Annotated in this window: 21 protein-coding genes; 7 read left to right on the forward strand and 14 right to left on the reverse strand. The window is 61.4% G+C overall.

The genetic code is table 11. The annotated features are described in order from the left end of the window. Positions 1-235: 235 nt before the first annotated feature. The 6 genes from AAAX77_RS07670 to AAAX77_RS07695 form a co-directional block, all read right to left on the reverse strand. The gene (locus tag AAAX77_RS07670; protein ID WP_349105634.1) at positions 236-2,188 is read right to left on the reverse strand and encodes a heavy metal translocating P-type ATPase; all 1,953 of its coding nucleotides are present in this window, start codon (positions 2,186-2,188) and stop codon (positions 236-238) included. Between the two features lie 100 nt (positions 2,189-2,288). Next, positions 2,289-2,507, reverse strand: coding sequence for a heavy metal-associated domain-containing protein (locus tag AAAX77_RS07675; protein WP_035137286.1), 219 nt, complete (start codon positions 2,505-2,507; stop codon positions 2,289-2,291). A 63-nt stretch (positions 2,508-2,570) separates the two neighbouring features. Continuing rightward, positions 2,571-2,936 carry a metalloregulator ArsR/SmtB family transcription factor gene (locus AAAX77_RS07680; RefSeq protein WP_035137284.1) on the reverse strand — a complete coding sequence of 122 codons (366 nt, stop codon included), beginning with the start codon at positions 2,934-2,936 and terminating at the stop codon, positions 2,571-2,573. 363 nt (positions 2,937-3,299) lie between these two features. Further along, positions 3,300-4,619 (reverse strand): IS256 family transposase, encoded by a 1,320-nt coding sequence (locus AAAX77_RS07685; RefSeq protein WP_349105636.1) that lies wholly within the window; start codon positions 4,617-4,619, stop codon positions 3,300-3,302. A gap of 250 nt (positions 4,620-4,869) precedes the next feature. Further along, positions 4,870-6,060 (reverse strand): hypothetical protein, encoded by a 1,191-nt coding sequence (locus AAAX77_RS07690; protein ID WP_349105638.1) that lies wholly within the window; start codon positions 6,058-6,060, stop codon positions 4,870-4,872. Between the two features lie 351 nt (positions 6,061-6,411). After that, the gene (locus AAAX77_RS07695) at positions 6,412-7,380 is read right to left on the reverse strand and encodes a 3'-5' exonuclease (protein WP_148332813.1); all 969 of its coding nucleotides are present in this window, start codon (positions 7,378-7,380) and stop codon (positions 6,412-6,414) included. A 172-nt stretch (positions 7,381-7,552) separates the two neighbouring features. Here AAAX77_RS07695 and AAAX77_RS07700 point away from each other — a divergent pair, with 172 nt between their 5' ends. After that, a complete protein-coding gene (locus AAAX77_RS07700; RefSeq protein ID WP_148332812.1) occupies positions 7,553-8,641 on the forward strand; it encodes a putative manganese transporter in 1,089 nt (362 codons plus the stop codon). A gap of 167 nt (positions 8,642-8,808) precedes the next feature. On the opposite strand, the gene AAAX77_RS07705 is transcribed toward AAAX77_RS07700, so the two are convergent. Together AAAX77_RS07705 and AAAX77_RS07710 are read right to left on the reverse strand one after the other, a co-directional pair. Then, positions 8,809-9,291, reverse strand: coding sequence for a DUF188 domain-containing protein (locus AAAX77_RS07705; protein WP_006235439.1), 483 nt, complete (start codon positions 9,289-9,291; stop codon positions 8,809-8,811). After that, entirely contained in the window at positions 9,292-9,894 is a 603-nt protein-coding gene (locus tag AAAX77_RS07710) for a DUF308 domain-containing protein (RefSeq protein WP_349105639.1), read from the reverse strand. Positions 9,895-10,129: 235 nt separating this feature from the next. Between AAAX77_RS07710 and AAAX77_RS07715 the strand changes: the two genes are divergently transcribed. The 3 genes from AAAX77_RS07715 to AAAX77_RS07725 all read left to right on the forward strand — a co-directional run bounded on the left by AAAX77_RS07715 (position 10,130) and on the right by AAAX77_RS07725 (position 12,079). Continuing rightward, on the forward strand, positions 10,130-10,801 hold the full coding sequence (locus AAAX77_RS07715) for a nitroreductase family protein (RefSeq protein ID WP_349105641.1): 672 nt from the start codon (positions 10,130-10,132) through the stop codon (positions 10,799-10,801). A gap of 82 nt (positions 10,802-10,883) precedes the next feature. After that, positions 10,884-11,426 carry a histidine phosphatase family protein gene (locus AAAX77_RS07720; protein WP_035137274.1) on the forward strand — a complete coding sequence of 181 codons (543 nt, stop codon included), beginning with the start codon at positions 10,884-10,886 and terminating at the stop codon, positions 11,424-11,426. A 17-nt stretch (positions 11,427-11,443) separates the two neighbouring features. Next, on the forward strand, positions 11,444-12,079 hold the full coding sequence (locus tag AAAX77_RS07725) for a histidine phosphatase family protein (protein ID WP_349105643.1): 636 nt from the start codon (positions 11,444-11,446) through the stop codon (positions 12,077-12,079). 130 nt (positions 12,080-12,209) lie between these two features. On the opposite strand, the gene AAAX77_RS07730 is transcribed toward AAAX77_RS07725, so the two are convergent. Continuing rightward, positions 12,210-12,890, reverse strand: a complete 681-nt coding sequence (locus AAAX77_RS07730) for a DUF1015 family protein (protein WP_349105645.1) — start codon at positions 12,888-12,890, stop codon at positions 12,210-12,212. Positions 12,891-12,929: 39 nt separating this feature from the next. Further along, positions 12,930-14,150: a M20 family metallopeptidase gene (locus AAAX77_RS07735; RefSeq protein ID WP_349105646.1), complete on the reverse strand. Its 1,221-nt coding sequence runs from the start codon at positions 14,148-14,150 to the stop codon at positions 12,930-12,932. A 397-nt stretch (positions 14,151-14,547) separates the two neighbouring features. Here AAAX77_RS07735 and AAAX77_RS07740 point away from each other — a divergent pair, with 397 nt between their 5' ends. Further along, entirely contained in the window at positions 14,548-15,354 is an 807-nt protein-coding gene (locus AAAX77_RS07740; RefSeq protein ID WP_349105648.1) for a hypothetical protein, read from the forward strand. A gap of 163 nt (positions 15,355-15,517) precedes the next feature. Here the strand turns inward: AAAX77_RS07740 and AAAX77_RS07745 are convergent, their stop codons facing one another. The 4 genes from AAAX77_RS07745 to AAAX77_RS07760 form a co-directional block, all read right to left on the reverse strand. Continuing rightward, positions 15,518-16,837 (reverse strand): IS256 family transposase, encoded by a 1,320-nt coding sequence (locus tag AAAX77_RS07745; protein ID WP_349105636.1) that lies wholly within the window; start codon positions 16,835-16,837, stop codon positions 15,518-15,520. Between the two features lie 381 nt (positions 16,838-17,218). Beyond that, positions 17,219-18,382 carry a phosphoglycerate dehydrogenase gene (locus tag AAAX77_RS07750; RefSeq protein WP_055310737.1) on the reverse strand — a complete coding sequence of 388 codons (1,164 nt, stop codon included), beginning with the start codon at positions 18,380-18,382 and terminating at the stop codon, positions 17,219-17,221. 71 nt (positions 18,383-18,453) lie between these two features. Beyond that, positions 18,454-19,578: a 3-phosphoserine/phosphohydroxythreonine transaminase gene (gene serC, locus AAAX77_RS07755; RefSeq protein ID WP_349105650.1), complete on the reverse strand. Its 1,125-nt coding sequence runs from the start codon at positions 19,576-19,578 to the stop codon at positions 18,454-18,456. A 131-nt stretch (positions 19,579-19,709) separates the two neighbouring features. After that, a complete protein-coding gene (locus AAAX77_RS07760) occupies positions 19,710-19,883 on the reverse strand; it encodes a hypothetical protein (protein WP_158554612.1) in 174 nt (57 codons plus the stop codon). A 341-nt stretch (positions 19,884-20,224) separates the two neighbouring features. On the opposite strand from AAAX77_RS07760, the gene AAAX77_RS07765 reads away from it, so the two are divergent. Together AAAX77_RS07765 and AAAX77_RS07770 are read left to right on the forward strand one after the other, a co-directional pair. Beyond that, complete coding sequence (locus AAAX77_RS07765; RefSeq protein WP_349105651.1) at positions 20,225-20,875, forward strand: DUF1819 family protein; 651 nt, start codon at positions 20,225-20,227, stop codon at positions 20,873-20,875. 1 nt (position 20,876) lies between these two features. Next, complete coding sequence (locus AAAX77_RS07770) at positions 20,877-21,569, forward strand: DUF1788 domain-containing protein (RefSeq protein ID WP_349105652.1); 693 nt, start codon at positions 20,877-20,879, stop codon at positions 21,567-21,569. Positions 21,570-21,625 lie beyond the last annotated feature (56 nt).

The raw sequence follows: 21,625 nt of genomic DNA on the forward strand, positions 1-21,625 counted from the left end.
CAAGCCCATAAGGAGGGCCTACGAGGCATGGGTCGAGGCCGGACTTCCGCTCGATTGGGACAGGCAGGCCTTCGAGGCCGAGCGCAAAATGGATTCTAAAAAACACCTTGCCAAATAGGAGCGTCAGACCAGAAGTGCCCCCGTTCGTAGCTCCGAAGGAGCAGAACGGGGGCACTTCATTGGTCGAGGACGTTTTCAAAACCAAGCCCGGTCCCGGCCGGACAGCCCACGAACGCTACAGGTTCTTGACACCCATCGCGCGCATGGCGTTCAGGATGGCGATGATCGCCACGCCTACGTCGCCGAACACGGCAAGCCACATGTTGGCGATGCCCAGTGCCGCAAGCACCAGAATCAGCAACTTAATGCCCAGCGCAAAGATGATGTTCTGCCAAACAATCGACATGGTCTTGCGCGCCACGCGGATCGCGCGGGAGATGTTGGACGGCTTGTCATCCATGAGCACGACGTCCGCCGCCTCAATTGCGGCGTCCGAGCCCATAGCGCCCATGGCGATGCCCACATCGGCGCGCGTGAGCACGGGTGCGTCGTTGATACCGTCGCCGACAAAGGCGAGCTTGCCCTTGCCGCTTTCGGCTGCGAGCAACGCCTCAACACGCTCGACCTTATCGCCCGGCAGCAGCTGCGCGTGGAACTCGTCGAGACTGAGTTGCTTGGCCACAGACGCCGCAACCTCCTCGCGGTCGCCCGTGAGCATGACGGTGCGCTTGACGCCGGCGGCGTGCAGGTCGCGAATCGTTTGCTCGGCATCGGCCTTGACGGTGTCGGCAATTACAATGTGGCCGGCATAGATGCCATCGACCAGCACGTGGAGGATCGTACCGACGACCTCGCAATTGGGCGCTTCGACGCCGGTCGCTGCGAGCATCTTGGCGTTGCCGACGACGACGTGCCTGCCGTCGATGTTCGCCGTCACGCCATGGCCCGCGTCGTTGGTGGAGTCGCTTACGCGCTTGGGGTCGAGTTCGCCCTGGAAGGCGGCGCGCACCGACTGCGCGATGGGATGGTCGGAGAATGACTCGGCGAGGGCTGCGACTTCAAGCAACGACTGCTCGGTATAGCCGGCCTCGGGGTGTACCGCGACCACCGAGAACGTGCCGTTGGTGAGGGTGCCCGTCTTGTCAAAGACGACGGTGTCCACGTCGGCGAGCGTCTCGAGGTAGTTAGAACCCTTGATGAGAACGCCCAGCTTGGATGCGCCGCCGATGCCGCCAAAGAAACTGAGCGGCACGCTGATCACCAACGCGCACGGGCAGCTGACGACCAAGAAGGTCAGGCCGCGCAGAATCCAGTCGGACCAGGCACCGGTGACCAGGCCACCGCCGAGCGCGAGCACCGCGGCAGCGCCGGTGACGGCGGGCGTGTAGATGCGGGCAAAGCGCGTGATGAAGTTCTCGGTGCGTGCCTTCTTTTCGCTGGCATTCTCCACGAGCTCCAGGACGCGTGCGACGGTGGACTCGCCAAAGGGCTTGGTGGTGCGCACGTGGATGAGCCCCGTCATGTTGATGCAGCCGCTGATGATATCGTCTCTGGTTTTGGCCGGGCGGGGGACCGACTCACCGGTAAGGGCGGCGGTGTCGAGCTGGGTTTCGCCCTCGACGATGACGCCGTCGATAGGCACGCGCTCGCCGGGCTTGACCACGATCACGGTGCCGACCGCGATGTCATCGGGGAAGACCTGTTCGAGTGAGCCGTCGGGTTGCTCGACGTTGGCGTAGTCGGGCGCGATGTCCATCATGGCGCTGATCGATTTACGGCTCTTGCCCACGGCGTATGCCTGGAACAGCTCGCCGACCTGGTAGAACAGCATGACGGCGGCGCCTTCGGCCATGTGCGGGTCGGTGTCGGGGAAGAGCACCATGGCAAACGCGCCGATGGTCGCGACGGCCATGAGGAAGCTCTCGTCGAACGCCTTGCCGCGGCGGATGTTGTTGTATGCCTTTTGGAGCACGTCGTAGCCGGCAATCAAAAAAGGCACGAGGAACAGTGTGAAGCTGGCGTAGATGTCGCCCGGGGTGCCGAATGCGGCAGTGAGGGTGCCGAGCTCATCGAGGGCGTACACCACCGCAAAAATGCCTAGCGCTACCAGGATACGATTGCGCTTATGCTCAAGGGACTCTTTCTTCTTACGCTTCTTCTTTTTCTTTTTGGGATCGGCGGTGGTCATGACTCGTATCCTCCCATTTGAATGAATGAACACTCGCTCATATAATTTCGCGAGCAAAGGCCGCGGCAAGCGCGGCCTTGCAGGTTGGCGTAAACCCGGGCTAGAGAATGATCTCGCAGTCCGGTTCGGCGTCGGCCGTAAACTCTACAACGCGGTTGAGTACCTCGTCGAACTCGGCGTCATCGGCTTCGAGCGTCAACTTCTGGGTCATAAAGTTGACGGACACGGATTTGACGCCCTCGAGCTTGGCCAGCTCGTCCTGAAGCTCACGCGCGCAGTTGGCGCAGTCGATCTCGTCGAGTTTAAACTGCTTTTTCATGGTGGGTTCCTTTCTCTGTATTTGCGGCTTGGGTGCAGGCCGCGCTGGTACCGTGGTTGGTCGCTATTCGCAGATGTGGCTCATGCCCTGGTTGAGCATGGTGTAGACGTGGTCGTCGGCGAGCGAGTAGAGGATATTGCGCCCGTCGCGCCGGAATTTAACCAGGTGCGACTGCTTGAGTGTGCGCAGCTGGTGCGACACCGCGGACTGCGAGGTTTCGGTCGCTTCGGCGATGTCTGCCACGCAGAGCTCGCGGCCCATGAGGGCATAGAGGATCTTGATGCGCGTGGTGTCGCTGAAGACCTTGAACAGGTCGGCGAGGTCGTAGAGAAGCTCCTCGTCGGGAAGGTCCTCGGGCGAGCAGGTGGTCGGGATCGCGGGTTCGGTGGCCTCGATGTCGAGTTTCGTTTCATCAACGCGGATGCTCATTGCAATATCCTTTCATATGAACATGCGCTCATATAATTTACTTTCGATTATATGAGTGCATGTTCATATGTCAATGACGTTCAGGTAATTCGTTGTACAAAATGATGGGGAATAGTGGACGAGATCCCGGACTGAGCGTTTTTTGATAGTCGATGCCAAGGTGGGCACCCTCGTGCCGTGCAAAAAATGGAGTATTCTGCAACTATAGGGGGTCCGCTAATTTATTGCAGGTCATATAATGCAGTTCAAGAGTTATCTTAGGGTGTTAATCCGATGAGTATTTCCTCAAATGTTGCCTAACGCGGTGGCGCGCGCAGACGTGGTGTAAGAGCGTCCTGAGGTCCGTCGCTGCAAGTCCCGATGTTACTCCTTCTTGAGGCCGCGCCTCTCGACTATCTCGTCCACTATCTCCCTGGCGCGCCGCCCGAGCGCGCGGCGCCTCCCCTCTGTCGGGGCCGGCCTGTCCGCGGGCCCGGCGAAGCCCTCGGCGGCCGAGGCCTCGGAGAACACGCGCTGCTGGGACCACTGCCCCTCGGTCTCCATGAGGCTCGCGCACGTCAGGCGCAGCATCGACTCCCTCGAGGGGAAGGACTGCACGACCCTGTAGCGGCGCTTGATCTCGCGGTTGGCGCGCTCCTGGACGTTGTTGGTGCGGAGCTTGGCCCAGTGCGCCCTGGGGAAGGCCGTGAACGCCAGCGCGGAGTCCTCGGCCTGCTCGAAGACCTCGCCGGCCCTGGCGGACACCGACGCCACCCAGGGCGCCGCCTCGGCCCACACGCAGCGCGCGAGGTCGGGGTCGTCCTGGTAGACCGCGGCGTGCACGAGGTCCCTGACGGCCGCCTTGGAGTCCTCGGGCCTGCCCGAGCAGGCGCTCTGGAGGTTGCGCTGCAGGTGCGTCACGCAGCGCTGCCAGGCGCAGCCCTGGAACAGGCGCGAGACGGCGGCCACGAGCCCGGCGTGGCTGTCGGAGACCACGAGGCGAACGCCGGCCAGCCCGCGCTCGCGCAGCCCGCCGAGGAATGCCGCCCAGGAGTCCTCGCTCTCGGTGTCGACCACGTCGCAGCCCAGGAAGTGCTTGCGCCCGTCGGCGCCCAGCCCGATCGCGGTCACGACGCCCTGCGAGACGACCGACGAGCCGACCCTGCAGCTCATGTAGGTGGCGTCGAGCCACAGGTAGCAGCACGGCGTGCCCGAGAGGTCGCGGCGGCGGAACTCCGCCACCTCGGCGTCGAGGTCGGAGCAGAGGCTCGAGACCTCCGAGCTCGACAGCGAGGATATGCCCAGCTTGGACGCCACGCGCTCGACCTTGCGGGTGGACACGCCGCACACGTACATCTCCTGCACGATGGCGGCCACCGAGGTGTCGACGCGCGACCATCGCGCGAGCATGCCCTCGGGGTAGTAGGTGCCGTGCCTGAGCTTGGGTATCTCGAGCTCCACGTCGCCCACGGCGGTCTTGAGCGACCTGGGGCGGTAGCCGTTGCGGCTGTTCTCCCTGCCGTCGCTGCGCTCGTTGCGGCTCGCGCCGCACATCTGCTGGGCCTCGGAGTCCATCAGTGCGTTCATCACGCCGCCCAGCACCCTGCACGCGAACTCGCGCGCGTCGCCGCACTCCTGCCAAAGCCTCGCCGCCTCGAGGGCCTCGTCGCGGCCGAGGCGCAGTACACTCTCTTCTTGGGGCATCGCCTTTCCTTCCATTCGTCACCTTCATTACTCCAACGACGAATTCTAGGCGGTGTCCCCTCCCTTTCAAGAAAGGGCGGAGGCGGGGCATGCCCCGCCTCTTACACCACATCTCTGTGCGCTACCCCTAACGCTCTCACGCAAGAGCGTTTCGCTTCACATTTGGATCCACTCGAGGGTGATAGACACCCGACCCTGCTGAATATTCGCAATTTTGCACGTCGCTAGGGTACCTACCTTGTTAGCCGGCCTAGTCTCCGGCCCCGAAGACCCTGCCCTCGGGCGCGAGGCTGCTTGTTTGGGCAAATGATGGGCTGTCGGATTCGACAGTCTGCATGTCATCGATTGCCGGAACTTCATTAATTGTCGGGTCATCCAGCGTGATGCCTTCGAGTGTTGCTTTTTCGAGGTCGATTCGTTGGCGCTCTTCGGAATCCTGGCGAAGCTGCTTCTGAATTCGCTTTTTCTCTTCTATAAACCTTCTGAGCACAAACTGTCTCAGGTCCTCTTGCATGATTTGAAAGTCTTTTGGCAGACGCGAGGGGCGTATGCCCTCTTTCCGTTGGATCGCTTCCATGACCCTAACGAAAGCGCTGGCATGCATAAAGGAATAACGGCTGACGGTGATGATTCCGTACCCCATGGACGCAAGTGCATTCTTGCGCTCCTCATCGATGGCGCGGTCTTCTTCCGCGTCATGATAAAAACCGTTGTATTCAATGTCTGTGCGAGATTTCTTTAGATACGCATCCATAAAGAACTTTTTGCGTCTCGTGAGATTCTTTGCGGCAGTGGTGACCTGCACCTCGTAATCGGTCTCAATTCCCTTAATACCAAGCCCTCCTTCGCTTTTGGGCAGCGTTAGCATCATGACAAATGCCGTTTCCATGGGAGACCGGCATCCGTCGCGTACACATTGGATCGCCTTTCGGGCAAGGGCCAGACCGTCGCATCTGGTAATGGAATTAAAGAACTGCTTTAACCTCTCGGTCGAGGTGAGCGCGAAACGCTCGGTATAGGAGGTGGAAGAGTCGGTTCCAAGGGAATAAGCGCCGCACAGTTCAAAGTAGTACTCCACTAGTTCGCGAAAAGAAAGATAGGTGGCGGCCTGAAGTGCGCAAAGCTCAACGCCAACAATGAAGATGCCATCTTTGAGCTCTATAAAGCGTGAGTTCGAGAATCGTTTTGAAGACACGTGGCATTGACAGTTCATTGCATAGCGCGCATTCCTGCGATGAAACACCATCACCTCGAGGCAATCATTTGCATCGAGGGAAACATCATGTTTGGTGAGCCATTCTGCGGCTGCGTCAAGGAGCGTTACGGTGGGACATGATTCGTAAATCGCGGTAGGGTTACAGGACTCGATGCCTTTCGCAGACACCGAATGCGCGGCCTGGTAGACCGCTTTTGCAGTGGTATGTGACAATACGATACTCATGGTATATATCGTGTCAGCTAATGCCGTGTTGACGGCGCTGAGTGGAAAAGCCGTTTTAGAGGTCTAACCAAATGCTGTCCAAAAGCTTGACGCAATTATGAGTTGGTATGCCCTAAATAAACGTTTTCGCAGCTCGGCTATAGCATAGAAATACTCAATTGCTGCACATTTGATAGTGATGCATCACCATCCGACAACGAATTACGTGTCGGGAATTGGCCGAAATCGTTCGCAATGAGTGTTCAGAATTTGTGATGGCAGGTTTATTTGTGGAACGTAGGGCGGCCCCGCTGCGGGGTTTCCCGCTGCGAGGCCGCCCGTGATCTACGCCGGAGTTTGTCGTAGACGTTTCTACTTGTCAAACAGGTTCTTGAGGTTGAACTCGGCTTGGACGGTGCGGAGCATGAGGTCGGTGTCGTCGAGGCCCAGGTGCTGCTCGTTGGCGTCGGCGGCGAGGGTGCCACGGCGGCGCGCCCAGTTCTCGAGCGCGGCGGGCGCGGACTCGCGGGGGAGCGAGCGCACGTCGGCGTCCAAGCTGCGGCAGATCTGGCGCGAATCGATGACGATGATCTTGCCGGCGCGGCGTGCCTCGGCGTAGCCGTCCAGGTGGATCTTGAACCAGCTGTCCTCAAAGGCGGCGTTGTGTGCCATGTACGGGTACTTCTTCATAAGCTTGAGCAGCTGCTTTTGCAGCTCTTTGTTCTCGCGGAAGGGCGTTTTGCCGTCGATGTCGTCCCAGGTGATGTGGTGGATATTCGACAGCGGCACATCCTCGCCGCGGTAGATATCGGGCAGGCCGCAGTAGTGTGCCTCGGCGTCGTGCGGGACGGCGTCGCTGGTGAGCTCCATGATCTCCCAGCCCACGTTGATGATGTAGCCGCGCTCGGGTGCACGGCCGGTGGTCTCGATGTCGATGCCGAGCACTGTGCCTTGGATAGGCTTGCGGGCGTACGCCACGCCGAGCGCGTCGCGGTCGCCGCGGATCTCGCGCATGACGGACGCGGCGGTGCGCTTTTGCATCTTGCCGATGGCGGCGCAGGTGTCGGCGTCGGACAGACCGCGCGAAAGCGTCGCGGGCGTCACGTTGCGCAGGCGCGCCTCGCCAATCTGGTCGCACAGGTCGCGGTTGCGGTCAGCCAGGTCGCGCACGGTGGCAAAGTCGAAGCTGGGGTCGCCCTCGGCGGTAAAGTACTCGGTTTCGAGCACCTTAAGGGCCTCTTCGCCCTTCTGGCGCTCGGACTCCATGGCGCCATGATCGCCATAGATAAACATGGGAATAAACGGCTGGCGCTCGTATTCGAGTGCTTGTGAAACGTTCATATAACTGCTCCTTGGATGGGCCGCGTCGTGCGGCTTTGAGTCATTAAGATGTGGCGAGATGATAGTTTACCATGGGCAACTATTGGCATCGCGCCTAGGATAACTACAATACCCTAGTTGACCGCTAGGACTTTTACAATGCTGCCGAAAGACACGAAAGGTTCCATCCGTCATGGGTTTGTTGATTGATATTCTGCTCGACGCCGGCAAGGACACGCTCTCGCTGGTGCCGTTTTTGTTGGTGACGTATCTGGCCCTCGAGACGCTCGAACATGTTGCGGGCAACCGCGTTAACGGCGCCATCAAGCGTGCCGGAGCCGCGGGCCCCGTGGTTGGCTCGTTGCTGGGCATGGTGCCGCAGTGCGGCTTTTCGGCAATGGCGGCCACGCTGTATGCCGGTCGTGTCGTGACCTTGGGTACGTTGGTGGCGGTGTTCCTTTCGACCTCCGATGAGATGCTGCCGCTGTTGCTCGCCGAGCAGGTGCCCGTGCAGACCATGGCGATGCTTTTGGCTTCGAAGGCACTGATCGCGCTGGTCACGGGCTTTATCGTGGACGCCGCCATTCGCGGCCTGCGTCGTAACGCTCGCGCGCATGCGGCGATTCGCCGCACCGTGCTGGGAACCGCGGCCAACCCGGCCCACGTGAACTGCGCGCACGACGACCACACTGGCGGTGACATCATCGACGAGGTGGCCGAGGCGGGCGTGAGCGCCGACCACATCCACGAGCTGTGCGAGCGTGACCATTGCGGTTGTGATGAAGACGAGGACGAGCACGACCACGGACATGGCCACGATCACGGTCATGAGGGCGAGCATGAACACCATGATGGCCACGGTCACTCCCACTCCCACGAAGGGACGCCTGTCCTGTCGATCATACGCAGCGCGATTTCGCACACCGTGCAGGTCTCGGTATTCATTTTTCTGGTGACGCTGATTCTGGTCGCCGTGCTCGAGTCGTTCGGCGAGTCCGCAATCGAGCAGTTCCTGCGCGGCAACGAGACGCTTGCGGTCCTGGGCTCGGCACTCGTCGGCCTGATTCCCAACTGCTCGGCCAGCGTCGTCATCACGCAACTGTACCTGGAAGGCGCGCTGCAGCTGGCCCCGATGCTCGCCGGCACGCTCATCTCTGCAGGTGTGGGCTACCTGGTGCTGTTCCGCACCAACCGCAGCGCCCGCGAAAACGTCCTGTTCCTGATCATGATGTACGTCATCGGTGCGGGCTGGGGTCTTATCCTTTCTGCCTTCGGCCTCTAAGTGGGCCTAACAAAACGGGCTTCAAAATAGCCATGCTCGGCGCCTGCACAATGCGGCGACGCATGGCATTTTGAAGCCCGTTTTTTGTTGAGCCATGGATTTTGAGCGCTCGCACCGCCCAAAACAAAAAGGTAGATTTTCGGGCATGTCCCAAAAATCTACCTTAGTTAGCGGAGCAGCTCGGTGAGGTTGCGTTTAAAGCGGGCGCGATCTTCGCTGGTAAATGCCGCCGGTCCGCGAGTGCGTCCGCCGGCGCGGCGCACCTTCTTTTCCTCGTGGCGAATAAACAACTGCATGTCGATGGTCGCTTTGTCGTAGACGCGCCCGCGCACACCGATGGCGGCGGCATCGCGCCCGAGCACCATGCTCGCCAAGCCAATGTCCTGCGTCACGACCACGTCGCCCGCCTGCAGGCGTTCGACAATGGCAAAGTCGGCGCTGTCGGCGCCCACACTCACGTCGAGCGTCGTGACCCAAAAGCCGCGTCGCGCGTGCTCGGCATCGCGCGGGTCGTCGCGGCGAATGTGCCGTTCCAGGTTTTGCGTGCTGTTGCCGGCGATAACAACGGCGACGCCTGCCCGCCGCGCGCAGTCAATCGACTCGCGCGTGACCGGGCAGGCGTCGGCATCAATAAAGAGCGTTCGCGGCATCTAGTGCACCAGTTTGCCAAATTGAATAGCGCGAACAATCAGCGTAACGCCAAACACCAGCAGCGCGGCGCCGCTAAAGATAACGAGCATCTTGGCCGACCACAGCGGATAGATAAACACGAACATGCCGGCGATGATGGAAAGTGCGCCGCTCAGGATGGCGAGGGCACGGTTGGACGAAAGCTCGGACTCCAGAATGGACATGACACCTTCGACAATCCAGCCAAAGCCGGCCACGATAACCACCATCGTGGTGAGCGTCGCGGGCGAGAAGGCCTGGTTGCGCAGGATTATGACGCCGCCCAAGATAATGAGTAGGTTGGAGATGATGCTCGTCACGCGCCAGCCGGTGGGCAGCAGCGGCTCAAAAATGGCAGTGAACAGCCTAATGGCAGCAGTGATTACAAAGTAAAAACCCAGGACAGTCGTCAAAAAGACGAGGGACTTGGCGGGTGCAAAAAGCAGTGCGATACCAGCAATGAGCGCTAAGACGCCCGTGATGGCGTAGATCCAGCGTACGGCCTTGACGGCTTTGCCCGCCATGCTTTTCTCGTCAAATCCAAACTGGCTCGATTTTTGGTCATCATTCTTAAAGATGCCCATAATGTCTCCTTTCCGTGCGGCGTAAGCCTTGATCGTTACGACCAGTATCGCCTAAAGGCGCTGACGTATGGGTCGGGGAGGGTGAAACGTAACCCAAAGGCCCCGAATTGTTTCCGTTGTTCCCCACGTCGCGATTTTCTATTCAACAGGTGTAGAACATTGCGGCCCTGTTCGTTATTGCCTACGTTTTAGGTTAGATTTTCCTAAGAACAATTGCCCGAAATTGGGGGTCCCTATGAACGAAACAGTTCCCGCGGCGCCGTCTAGCGCGGAGTCGATGGCAAAGCAAGGTTGCGAAAAGCTCGGCCTGGACACGTTTGACGCGCTGGTCCGCCGCGCCCGTACGTGCCGTCGCTTTGACGAGTCCATGCGCGTGCCGCGCGAGTTTTTGCTCGAGCTGGCGGAACTGGCGCACCTGACTCCCTGTGGTGCCAATGCTCAGCGTCTGCGTTTTCATGTGGTAAGCGGTGCAGAGGACTGCGCGCGTGTATTTGACGAGCTTGCATGGGCCGGTGCGCTCAAGGATTGGCCGGGTCCCGATGAGGGCGAGCGCCCGACCGGCTACATCGCGATTCTTGCTGAGCGCGCCGTTCCGGGCAAGCCAGCCGCTCCCATTACCGAGGTCGACACGGGCATTGCCGCGCAGACGATGATGCTCGCCGCCCGCAGCGCCACGCCCGAGGTGGCAGCCTGCATGTTCAAGGCCTTTACGCCCCGCGCGATCGATGCCATGGGGCTCGATAACGACAAGTATGAGCTCAAGCTGATCATGGCGTTTGGCGTTCCGGCCGAGACACAGGTGATCGATGCGATCGATTCCAACCCCGACGGCTCCATCAATTATTGGCGCGACGAGGCGCAAGTGCACCACGTACCCAAGCGCTCGCTTGTCGACGTACTGGTGTAGTTGAGCGTCACCGCGGTGTGATCCGGCGGTAAACCACCACAAAGGTACCTGTCCCCTTTGCGGTGGTGCGAGGGGAGGACGTGTGGCAGATTTGTATTTGGTGCGGCATGGGCAGACTGAGCTCAATGTGCAGAACATTTTGCAGGGTGGGCACGATTCGCCGCTTACGGCGCGCGGGCGCGAGCAGGCGCTGGCGACGCGCGCGGCGTTTGAGGCGCGTGGCGTGACCTTTGACCGTGTGTATTCCTCCCCGTTGGGCCGGGCGCGGCGTACGGCTGAGCTAATTGCTGGTGAGGGCCGCTCGATAGAGCTGGTCGATGACCTGCGCGAGTGGCATTTGGGCTCGCTGGAGGGTACATCAAATCGCGAGATGCCGCCGCAGCCCTGGGGTGATTATCCGGTGGCCTTTGGTGGCGAGTCTGAAGGCGAGCTCCAGTCGCGCATGGTCGCGGCGCTGTCCCACATCATGGCCAGGCCGCAGCACGACTGTGTGCTGGCAGTCTCCCACGGCTCTTCCTGCCAGGAGTTTCTTGAGTATGTGACTGGCAGGGGAGAGCTACCCGACAACGGTGCCGTGCTTCATTTTGGCTATTGCGACGGTGCGTTTTCGCTCCTTGATTGGTAACGAACGAAAGGACCCCTATGAATAAAGACCTGTATCTGGTTCGTCATGGGCAGACAATATTCAACCTTAAGCGCATTATTCAGGGTTGGAGTGACTCGCCGCTCACGCAGCTGGGATGCGACCAGGCGGCGCGCGCCGGCATGTTTTTACGTGCGCGCGGCATTGAGCCCGATCATGCCTACACCTCCACGCTTCATCGCACCGAGCAGACTATCGCCAACTTGTGGCCGGGCTTGGCGTACGAGCGCCTGGACGGTCTGCGCGAGTGGTTCTTTGGCGACTTTGAGGCCGAGCGCGTGGTGCTCATGCCCGAGCGCCCGTGGCGCGACTTCTATCGCCAGTTTGGCGGCGAGGGCCAGATGCAGGTGCGCGAGCGCATGGTGGCGACGTTGACCGAGCTTATGCAGCGTCCGGACCACGAGTGCGTGCTCGCGGTGAGCCATGGCTCGGCTATCAAGGAGTTTTTGGACCACGTGCGGGGCGCGGCGGCAGACGAGCGCGAACGCGTGCCGGGCAACTGCTCAGTGCTGCATTTTGCGTTTGACGATGCGGCCGATACGTTTGAACTTGTCGAAGTCTTTACGCAGGAGGACTACGCGCGCGAGCTGGGGCTTGAACCGCTCGTGGCTACTGCGGGTCCGCAGCGCGGATAACGCGAGCGTGGCGGCACGGGTCGCCGGCATAACTTCTCGACGCAAAAGGGGCGGAGATGCATGTACCTGCTGCATCTCCGCCCCCCTGTTTGTTGGGCTGCCGATTTTTGTGCCGGGCGGTCTGGTCTCGCTAGAACCGCGCGATCTGGTGGGTGAGCAGGCCCATCGGGACCTGCGGCGCGCCGCCGCTGACCTGCGCGGCGGGGAAGAGCACAGCTACGGTAAAGTTGAACGGCTCTTTGCCCGTGTAGGTGCCGGCGGCACGGGCATCGTCGGCCAGGAGCTGTGATGCCCCGACCAGCGCGGCAGCGTAGGCGGGGTCGTCGGCCAGTGCCGGCTCCGGCGCCTGGTCGAGCATGGCACGGATGGCGCCGACGGCGTCCTCGCGCTTGACCTCCCACACGCGGTGCGTAATGCCGGCGGGGTCGGTGACGGCATAGAGTGAAGCGCCCTCTTTTGTGGCGCCGAGGATGATGTCCATGACGGGCGAGGCTTCGTAGGCAAGTGTTACGGGACGGGGCTGCACCTTGAGGTCGGCGAATGCGCGCGCAGCGGCGGCCGTATCGGCGGCAACCGCGTCGCCGCCCGCCAGCGCACCAACCGGGCAGATCGCCACAACGCCCGTCACGCGCCCCGGCTCCCCCGAGCATTCGTACACGTAATACGCCGCACCCGGGTCCTTGAGCATCAGGCCATCGGCAATGGCTCCGCGCAGAGCATCGTTGCCGCTCAGGATGCTGCCCATTGCAGGCAGCGCCTCGAGCACGCGGTCCTGAGCCGGGCGGATGCAGGGAAACGGAAGTGCTTTCATGGGCGGTCCTAACGCACGATTCGGTTTGTTCGCGGCTTATTATGCCCCAACTTGGCAGCTCTCGTCCCAGAGCACGTTATCGGCGAGCGCGATTAGCACCTGCTGACAACGAACGATATCGGCGTGGGGCACATATTCGTTGGGCTTGTGCGCGAGCGCGAGCGACCCGGGACCGTAGCTCATGCAATTGCGGTTACCTGTCTTGCCGGCAATGACGGCGGTGTCGGTGTAGCCGGTAAAGAAGCCGACGGTCGTGTCCGCGCCCGTCACGTCATCGGCGGCACGCTTGAGCACTGCTAGAAGGGGAGAGTTTGGGTCGCGCTCGATGGCGGGGCGGTCGCCCGTCACGACGTAGCTGCCGTGGCAACCGGGAACGGCGGCTTCGGCGCTGGCGATGGCCTGCTCTACCATGCGCTTCGCGACGGCCGTATCAGCCGGCGGAGTCAGGCGCATATCGACCCAGACCTTGGCGCGGTCGGGCACGACATAGGGGCGATATCCGCCCTCGATTTGGCCAAACGTGATGGTCGAAGACCCCAGCTCATCGTGCGCGGGCAGCGCCACAAACGCGCGACGGAGCGAACACACGACCTCGGCCATGGCGGCGACGGCATCCGCGCCCTTCCACGGCTGGCTCGCATGCGCCGTCACGCCAGCCATTTCAATCTCGAACCACGTACGCCCCTTGTGCGCCACCTGGATCTGTCCGTCGGTGGGCTTGGTGTCCAGCACCCATTCGCGCGAACCGACCCAGCCGGCATCGATGGCTGCCTCGGAGCCTCGCATAAAGTCTTCCTCGTCGACCGAGCAGATGAGCGAAAAGCCGCGGCGGGGCAGCGCGCCATCCGCCGCCACGCGCTCGAGCGTATGGACCAGTGCGGCAATGGCACAGGCCAGGCCACCCTTCATATCGCAGGCACCGCGGCCGTAGAGCTTGCCGTCGCGCACGACCGCCCCGAGCGGCGTAATGTCCGCGTCCCAGCCGTCGCCCAAGGTGACTGTATCCATGTGGCAGATGTAGACGAGTCGCGGCTCGTCGCTCAAACCGGGCACGGTGACCATGAGATTGCGGCGCCCGGGCAGCACTTCGAGCTCTGCAATCTGCACGGCATCGAGCGCGGGACTATCAAGTTGTGCCAGCCGCTGCTCAATGAGCCTCTTAATGAAGTGCTCGATCTCGCCCTCATATGCGCCGGGGTCCGAGCTGTCAATCTTCACAAGGTCCTGCGCAAGTCGCCAGGCAAAGTCCTCATCAACCATATGCAACCTCACAATCAGTTTGCTTCCCAAACCGATTGTAAGCCTCCCGAGAGATTCGTGACGCGCGCGCAGCAGTATTTACCGTTCGCAGGCCAAGCCAGCACGTTTGCCGTCCAAGCGGGTTTACAAACGACGCGGTGGGTACGTACCCTTCATGGACGACATACTGTGCGACATATCTGCCTTTCGGTATCACCGGATACCCCCACAGGTCTTGGCGATAATGCCGGACCTGCCCGATTCTGTAGACGATCCGCGCAGGGAGCATCTTTGTGAGCACCCGCTCGTCAAGCATTTCCTGGGCACCCCGTTACACGTGTTGGCGCAGGGCGTCTGCGGGCGCAAGGGCGATCGCATTGTCAGACATGTTTGGAACGGGGAGAGGCCGTTTGATTCCATGCGGCAGACAGAGCTTGCCCTCGATGTCGCGTCCCCGCTCTTTACCCTGCTGACCATGGCTTCCTCGGTTTCAAACGAGCGTCTGATCATGTGCATGTATGAGATGTGCGGCACCTTTGCCGTGTGCAAGATTGCGCCTCAGGTAAAGTTGGCACTTGAGCAGGCGTATGGGAGCCGGTGGGGTGACGCGCGGTCGGGCTGGGAAAACGTAAAGGATGCTTCGGGGAATCCAACGGACTTGTGGAAACGACCTCCCTTGATTGAGCTCTCTGAACTTACCGAGTACGTCGATAAGATTTCGGGGCTCCGCGGCGCTAAATCGTTCACACGTGCCGCGAAATGCATTACGGGGGTGGCGGCATCGCCGCTCGAGGTCCAGGCTTCGATGCTGTTTGGCCTTACGAGGTTGCGCGGCGGCGAAGGGCTGCGCCTTACCAATAACGTCGAGATTCGCTTGACGCGCAGCGCCCGTCTGATTTCGGGGCTCGATAGGCGCTATGCCGACATTCTGCTGGCAAATAAGGACGGCAGCCGAGAGTGTCTGGTTGAATGTCAAGGTAAAGCCATTCACGGATCCATAGAATCCAAGATTTCGGACTCCGATCGAACGACGGCGCTGCAAGCGATGGGATACCCCGTCGTTCTGATGACCTATGGTCAGCTGGCCGACCCCGATGCCTTCCGCGTGGTGATGGAGCTCATCATGTCCTATCTCGATGTGCCGCGGAAAGACAAGACGCCGCGGCAGCAGGAGCTCGAACGGCGGCTTCGTGAGGAGATTTTTATCGATTGGGCGGGAATATAGTCTCGCAGGTGGAAAAGGGTCGCGCGAACTATAGTTTTGGTCGCAAAAAGGCTTCAATTTTGCCTTTGGAGGGGCCTTAAAAATGCTATCTAGAATAAGTTGTGGTGGCGCGCGCAGACGTGGTGTAAGAGCGTCCTGAGGTCCGTCGCTGCAAGTCCCGATGTTACTCCTTCTTGAGGCCGCGCCTCTCGACTATCTCGTCCACTATCTCCCTGGCGCGCCGCCCGAGCGCGCGGCGCCTCCCCTCTGTCGGGGCCGGCCTGTCCGCGGGCCCGGCGAAGCCCTCGGCGGCCGAGGCCTCGGAGAACACGCGCTGCTGGGACCACTGCCCCTCGGTCTCCATGAGGCTCGCGCACGTCAGGCGCAGCATCGACTCCCTCGAGGGGAAGGACTGCACGACCCTGTAGCGGCGCTTGATCTCGCGGTTGGCGCGCTCCTGGACGTTGTTGGTGCGGAGCTTGGCCCAGTGCGCCCTGGGGAAGGCCGTGAACGCCAGCGCGGAGTCCTCGGCCTGCTCGAAGACCTCGCCGGCCCTGGCGGACACCGACGCCACCCAGGGCGCCGCCTCGGCCCACACGCAGCGCGCGAGGTCGGGGTCGTCCTGGTAGACCGCGGCGTGCACGAGGTCCCTGACGGCCGCCTTGGAGTCCTCGGGCCTGCCCGAGCAGGCGCTCTGGAGGTTGCGCTGCAGGTGCGTCACGCAGCGCTGCCAGGCGCAGCCCTGGAACAGGCGCGAGACGGCGGCCACGAGCCCGGCGTGGCTGTCGGAGACCACGAGGCGAACGCCGGCCAGCCCGCGCTCGCGCAGCCCGCCGAGGAATGCCGCCCAGGAGTCCTCGCTCTCGGTGTCGACCACGTCGCAGCCCAGGAAGTGCTTGCGCCCGTCGGCGCCCAGCCCGATCGCGGTCACGACGCCCTGCGAGACGACCGACGAGCCGACCCTGCAGCTCATGTAGGTGGCGTCGAGCCACAGGTAGCAGCACGGCGTGCCCGAGAGGTCGCGGCGGCGGAACTCCGCCACCTCGGCGTCGAGGTCGGAGCAGAGGCTCGAGACCTCCGAGCTCGACAGCGAGGATATGCCCAGCTTGGACGCCACGCGCTCGACCTTGCGGGTGGACACGCCGCACACGTACATCTCCTGCACGATGGCGGCCACCGAGGTGTCGACGCGCGACCATCGCGCGAGCATGCCCTCGGGGTAGTAGGTGCCGTGCCTGAGCTTGGGTATCTCGAGCTCCACGTCGCCCACGGCGGTCTTGAGCGACCTGGGGCGGTAGCCGTTGCGGCTGTTCTCCCTGCCGTCGCTGCGCTCGTTGCGGCTCGCGCCGCACATCTGCTGGGCCTCGGAGTCCATCAGTGCGTTCATCACGCCGCCCAGCACCCTGCACGCGAACTCGCGCGCGTCGCCGCACTCCTGCCAAAGCCTCGCCGCCTCGAGGGCCTCGTCGCGGCCGAGGCGCAGTACACTCTCTTCTTGGGGCATCGCCTTTCCTTCCATTCGTCACCTTCATTACTCCAACGACGAATTCTAGGCGGTGTCCCCTCCCTTTCAAGAAAGGGCGGAGGCGGGGCATGCCCCGCCTCTTACACCACATCTCTGTGCGCTACCTAAGTTGTTTCGGAAAAAAGACAGTCAACTTACATTCGGCACATAGAGATCGATTTTTACCTACTAAAGTCCCTGATAAAGCTGTTTATCATAGCGGGTGTGCTAAGCGATTTGGGTCTTACTGTTGATTATCCGAAAAAACTTGTTCTGGGTATCATTTTAAAGTCTTCCGGAGCAACGAAATCGGCCCCCCGTTTCGTGAAAACGGGGGGCCGAATGGGTTTCGTGGCCTGTCTGGCAGGCTTGGCGCCGGCGCTATTTGATCACGCGCACGCGATACATCGACGGAATCTGCTTGAGCGCCTCGATGGTGCTGCTGTCCAGGTGCTCGTCGGTGTCGAACATGGTGTAGGCGTTCTCGCCGGCGGACTCGTTGGTCATGCGCTGCACGTTGGCGTTGTCCTTGGCAAGGATTGCCGTGATCTGGCCAATCATGTTGGGCACGTTGGCGTGCAGGCAAGCGATGCGGCTTGCGGCGCGTGCCTTGCCCATGCTGCAGGCGGGGTAGTTGACGCTGTGTGCGATGTTGCCGTTCTCCAGGTAATCCTTGAGCTCGCTGATGGCCATGTCGGCGCAGTTGGCCTCGGCCTCGCCGGTGCCTGCGCCCGAGTGCGTGGTGATAAACGTATTGGGCATCTTGACGGTCTTGGGCGTGGCAAAGTCGCAGCTAAACCAGCTGAGCTTGCCCTCGCGCAGGGCGGCGTCGACGGCGTCCTCGTCAATGATGGTTTCGCGCGCGTAGTTGATGAGCACGGCGTCCGGTGCCAGCAGGTTAATCTGCTCGGTGCTGATCATGCCGATGGTGTCGGCCTTGCTGGGCACGTGCACGGTGAGGTAGTCGCAGCCGCGGCAGAGATCCTCGAGCGTGCCCACGCGCTGCACCTCGCGGCTCAGCACCCACGCGTGCTCGACGGAAATGAACGGGTCGTAGCCGTAAACGTCCATGCCCAGGTCGACGCAGGCGTTGGCGACCTTGGAGCCCACGTTGCCCAGACCGATGACGCCGATGCGCTTGCCCTTGAGCTCGCGGCCCACAAAGGCCTTCTTGGCTTTCTCGGCATCGACCTGGATCTCGGGGTCGTCGGCGTTGTCGCGCACCCAGTTCATCGACTGCACTACGCCGCGGCTCGAGAGCACCAGCATGCCCAGGACGAGCTCCTTGACGGCGTTGCTGTTGGCGCCGGGGGAGTTAAAGACGACGACGCCCTTCTTGGCGTACTCCTCGACGGGGATGTTGTTGACGCCGGCGCCGCAGCGGGCGATGGCGCGGATGCCCTCGGGCAGCCCGTAGCCGTGCAGGTCGGTCGAGCGCATCAGGATCGCGTCGGCCTCTTCGGCGGTGCTCACAAATTCGTAGCCCTCGCCAAACTCGACTTTGCCGTCCTTGGTGATGTCGTCGATGGTCTTAATCTTGCGCATGAAAAACTCCTTAGCAGGTTTTAATCTAAACAGGGTGGTTTGAGATGGCTGGTCGGCCCGCGTGCTGCGGGCTAGTTAGATCGCGGGCTCAAACTATGCTGCGCTTCGAAGTCCTTCATGTACGAGGCCAGTGCCTGCACGTCTTCCATGGTTACGGCGTTGTAGACGCTGGCGCGCATACCGCCCACCAGGCGATGGCCCTTGACGTTTTGAATCTGGTGCCCGGCCGCGCCTGCGACAAAGGCCGCGTCGAGTTCAGTGTCGCCGGTGCGGAAGGTGACGTTGGCGATGGAGCGGCTGTCGGCCTGCGTAGTGCTATGGAACAGCTCGCTGTGCTCGAGCAGGTCATAGAGCAGATTGGCCTTGGCCCAGTTGCGCTCGGCCATGGCGGCAAGTCCGCCGGTTTTTTCAACCCAACGGAACACCTTGCCGCATACGTAGATACCAAAGGTGTTGGGCGTGTTGAGCATGGAGCCCTTGGCGGCCTGGGTCTTGAGGTCCATGTACTGCGGCGTCTGCGCAAAGGCGGGGCCATCTGCGATGAGGTCGTCGCGCACGATGACCACGGTCACACCCGCGGCGCCGGCGTTTTTCTGCGCGCCGGCGTAGATGAGGCCGTAGCGCTCGACGTCGAGCGGCTGCGACAGAAAACAGCTCGAGACATCGGCGACCAGCGGCACGTCGCCGCAAGCGGGCAGCTCGTAGTACATGGTGCCAAAGATGGTGTTGTTCTGGCAGATGTAGACGTAGTCGAGCCCGTCGCCCGCGGCCTCGGCGGCAATGCGCGCGTTGATGTCGGCCATGGTGGGTATGCGGTCGAAATTGGTGTCCTCGGAGCTCGCGAGCAGCACGGCCTCGCCGTACTTGGCGGCCTCCTTGTATGCCTTGTTGGCAAAGTTGCCGGTCACGATGTAGCCGGCGCGGCCTCGGCGCATGAGGTTCATGGGGATGCCCGCAAACTGCAGCGTGGCGCCGCCCTGCAAAAACAGGACGCGGTAGTTGTCGGGGATGCTCAGCAGGCGACGCAGGGTTGCCTCGGCGTCGTCGATGATCTGCTGGTACATGCTAGATCGATGGCTCATCTCGAGCACGGACATGCCGCAACCGCGGTAGTCCATCATCTCGTCGGCGATCTCGGCGAGCACGCTTGTAGGCAGTGCGGCCGGGCCAGCTGAGAAGTTGTGCACACGTGCCATCTTCTAGTTCCCCCTTGTAGTCGTTTGGACGTTCGGGATACTTTAGCACAGTGGAGCGCCAGGCGCGACCGCATCACGGTAAAACTCGAGTGTGCCGCTATGATTTACAGGATGGTTACATGGGGGAGGGCTTATCTCGAGGCTCGCATCCGATCCGCCTCGGCCTTCGCTTGTTTCCAGGGGCGCACACGACCGTTGGTGAGGTCGTCATAACCATGAGCGATGGTACGTTGAATGTGATCTTCGCGTTCCTGAATGGTAGTTAGCGCGCGCGTCTGATCAGAAATAGGCTTTACGACAGGCATATGAAACTCCTTACATAGAATCATATGTAGAACTCTATGTTGAGTGTAGCGGAGGGTGGCGTTGGGCGTGTGCGTGCCTGCATTCGTAAGCGCGGTTGTCTGGCAAGTGTGATTTGGGGCGACCTCGTTAAAGTTTCTAAGCTGCGAAAATGACCGTTAACCGGATTAAATTTTGTTGCTCAACATTTGAAACTCTGGGCGTGGTAACTTTTTTACCAACAGGTATGATTATTGTCATGTGCGCCGCGCCTGCCTGCCGGGTTGCGGCGTACTTGTGACAGCTTTTGACACCCTTGGAGCGTGTACTGTGGATGTAACCACAAAAAGCGTTCGGGGGGGGGGTGCTCACCCGCGAGCAATTCCTCCCGCATGAGATGCGCATCGTCGCTGCCCTTCGTATGCAGGGCGCAAGCGACGAGCAGGTTATTGTACGCGTAAAGAGCGAGAACCTCTTTCAATATCCCACGGAGCGCATGGTCGCCAACCGCGCAACCGTGTGCCTTCGCCGCCTTGACGCCATGGTGCCCACGGACGCCGTATGCGCCGCGCGCGGCATCGACCCCAAAACCGCCGTCGAGGCTGCGTCATCCCTAACCAGGCTCATGGCATCCGGCACTCCCACGCAGGCGGACCAGGCCATCTTCTACAGCATGATCTGCCGCTACGATATCGTGCGCGAGCTCGTGCTCGTCGAGGTAGGGGAGCGCCTACAAAACTTTGATTATGCCTTTACGGCGGTTGACCTCAACGCCTTTATGACACGCTTTACCACGGAGTATCCGGACGCGGCCCGCTGGACTGAGGCCACGGTCAAGCGCATTAAGGGCTCGCTCCGCCAGACGCTCCGCCATGCCGGCCTTGTCGGCGAGGGCCAGGGCCCGGAGTCCGAGCGCCTGTCACCACTCTTCCTCGATTCCGATGTCGAGCGAGCCTTGGTTCAGCTGGGCGAGCAGTCGCTTATCGCGGCCCTTACCGGCAGGGCGGTGATGTAGCGTGGCTCCCGTCAAAAGCGCCGTCGACCCTGTTATCGCCCCGGCAACCGATCTCACCACCAATATCGGCATCCATTCCCGCAAGAGCGTCGTGGCGGCGCATGCCCGCTCCGAGCGCGCCTGTCAGGAATTTGAGCGCCGTGCGCAGCTTCTGCGCGAGTGCCTGCGCAGCGAGGACTTTTTGGCCAACAAGGGCATAGGCAATGAGATCGGCTTCCACACCTTTTGCTATGACCCCGCGCTGGAGTTTGAGGCGCGTGCATTATTTGACACCCTTTCACGCGATGCCGAGGCCGACAAGCTTCCGTGCACGCTCAAGGTCGTGAACCTTTACGACGCCGTGCTGGCAATTCTCGAAAGGCGCCGTGTCCTCAAGGCTATCTCGCACCAAGAGGAGCGCCGCGGTACCCAGCGCGTGCTCGAGGACGTGGCCAAGTTCGCATCGCCCGAGAAAGTCGCCGCGTACATCCTTGAGCAGACCGAGCCGCACGCGCCTGGAGACGTCGTTCTCCTCACCGGCGCTGGCGAGGTTTTCCCGTTCTTTCGCATACACACGCTTCTCCACTGCATGCTTGCGGATTTTGATGAGGTGCCTGTGGTCGCCGCCTATCCGGGCAGTTTCAACGGCTCTTCTTTCCAGCTCTTTAACCGTCTGCCGGCCGACAACTACTACCGCGCCATCGATATCTCGTAAGCGCGGCACCCCGCAGACAAGTCCCTGCCGCCGGTAACAACCCTTTGCCATACGTT

Source organism: Collinsella sp. CLA-ER-H6 (assembly GCF_040092305.1).
Lineage (GTDB): Bacteria > Actinomycetota > Coriobacteriia > Coriobacteriales > Coriobacteriaceae > Collinsella.

Excerpts from the sequence above, each read along its gene's own strand:
- AAAX77_RS07670 (WP_349105634.1), bottom strand. The coding sequence starts at position 2,188 with ATGACCACCGCCGATCCCAAAAAGAAAAAGAAGAAGCGTAAGAAGAAA.
- AAAX77_RS07725 (WP_349105643.1), top strand. The coding sequence starts at position 11,444 with ATGAATAAAGACCTGTATCTGGTTCGTCATGGGCAGACAATATTCAAC.
- AAAX77_RS07705 (WP_006235439.1), bottom strand. The coding sequence starts at position 9,291 with ATGCCGCGAACGCTCTTTATTGATGCCGACGCCTGCCCGGTCACGCGC.
- AAAX77_RS07730 (WP_349105645.1), bottom strand. The coding sequence starts at position 12,890 with ATGAAAGCACTTCCGTTTCCCTGCATCCGCCCGGCTCAGGACCGCGTG.
- AAAX77_RS07710 (WP_349105639.1), bottom strand. The coding sequence starts at position 9,894 with ATGGGCATCTTTAAGAATGATGACCAAAAATCGAGCCAGTTTGGATTT.
- AAAX77_RS07690 (WP_349105638.1), bottom strand. The coding sequence starts at position 6,060 with ATGAGTATCGTATTGTCACATACCACTGCAAAAGCGGTCTACCAGGCC.
- AAAX77_RS07750 (WP_055310737.1), bottom strand. The coding sequence starts at position 18,382 with ATGCGCAAGATTAAGACCATCGACGACATCACCAAGGACGGCAAAGTC.
- AAAX77_RS07680 (WP_035137284.1), bottom strand. The coding sequence starts at position 2,936 with ATGAGCATCCGCGTTGATGAAACGAAACTCGACATCGAGGCCACCGAA.
- AAAX77_RS07740 (WP_349105648.1), top strand. The coding sequence starts at position 14,548 with ATGCGGCAGACAGAGCTTGCCCTCGATGTCGCGTCCCCGCTCTTTACC.
- AAAX77_RS07685 (WP_349105636.1), bottom strand. The coding sequence starts at position 4,619 with ATGCCCCAAGAAGAGAGTGTACTGCGCCTCGGCCGCGACGAGGCCCTC.
- AAAX77_RS07745 (WP_349105636.1), bottom strand. The coding sequence starts at position 16,837 with ATGCCCCAAGAAGAGAGTGTACTGCGCCTCGGCCGCGACGAGGCCCTC.
- AAAX77_RS07760 (WP_158554612.1), bottom strand. The coding sequence starts at position 19,883 with ATGCCTGTCGTAAAGCCTATTTCTGATCAGACGCGCGCGCTAACTACC.
- AAAX77_RS07715 (WP_349105641.1), top strand. The coding sequence starts at position 10,130 with ATGAACGAAACAGTTCCCGCGGCGCCGTCTAGCGCGGAGTCGATGGCA.
- AAAX77_RS07695 (WP_148332813.1), bottom strand. The coding sequence starts at position 7,380 with ATGAACGTTTCACAAGCACTCGAATACGAGCGCCAGCCGTTTATTCCC.
- AAAX77_RS07700 (WP_148332812.1), top strand. The coding sequence starts at position 7,553 with ATGGGTTTGTTGATTGATATTCTGCTCGACGCCGGCAAGGACACGCTC.
- AAAX77_RS07735 (WP_349105646.1), bottom strand. The coding sequence starts at position 14,150 with ATGGTTGATGAGGACTTTGCCTGGCGACTTGCGCAGGACCTTGTGAAG.
- AAAX77_RS07675 (WP_035137286.1), bottom strand. The coding sequence starts at position 2,507 with ATGAAAAAGCAGTTTAAACTCGACGAGATCGACTGCGCCAACTGCGCG.
- serC (WP_349105650.1), bottom strand. The coding sequence starts at position 19,578 with ATGGCACGTGTGCACAACTTCTCAGCTGGCCCGGCCGCACTGCCTACA.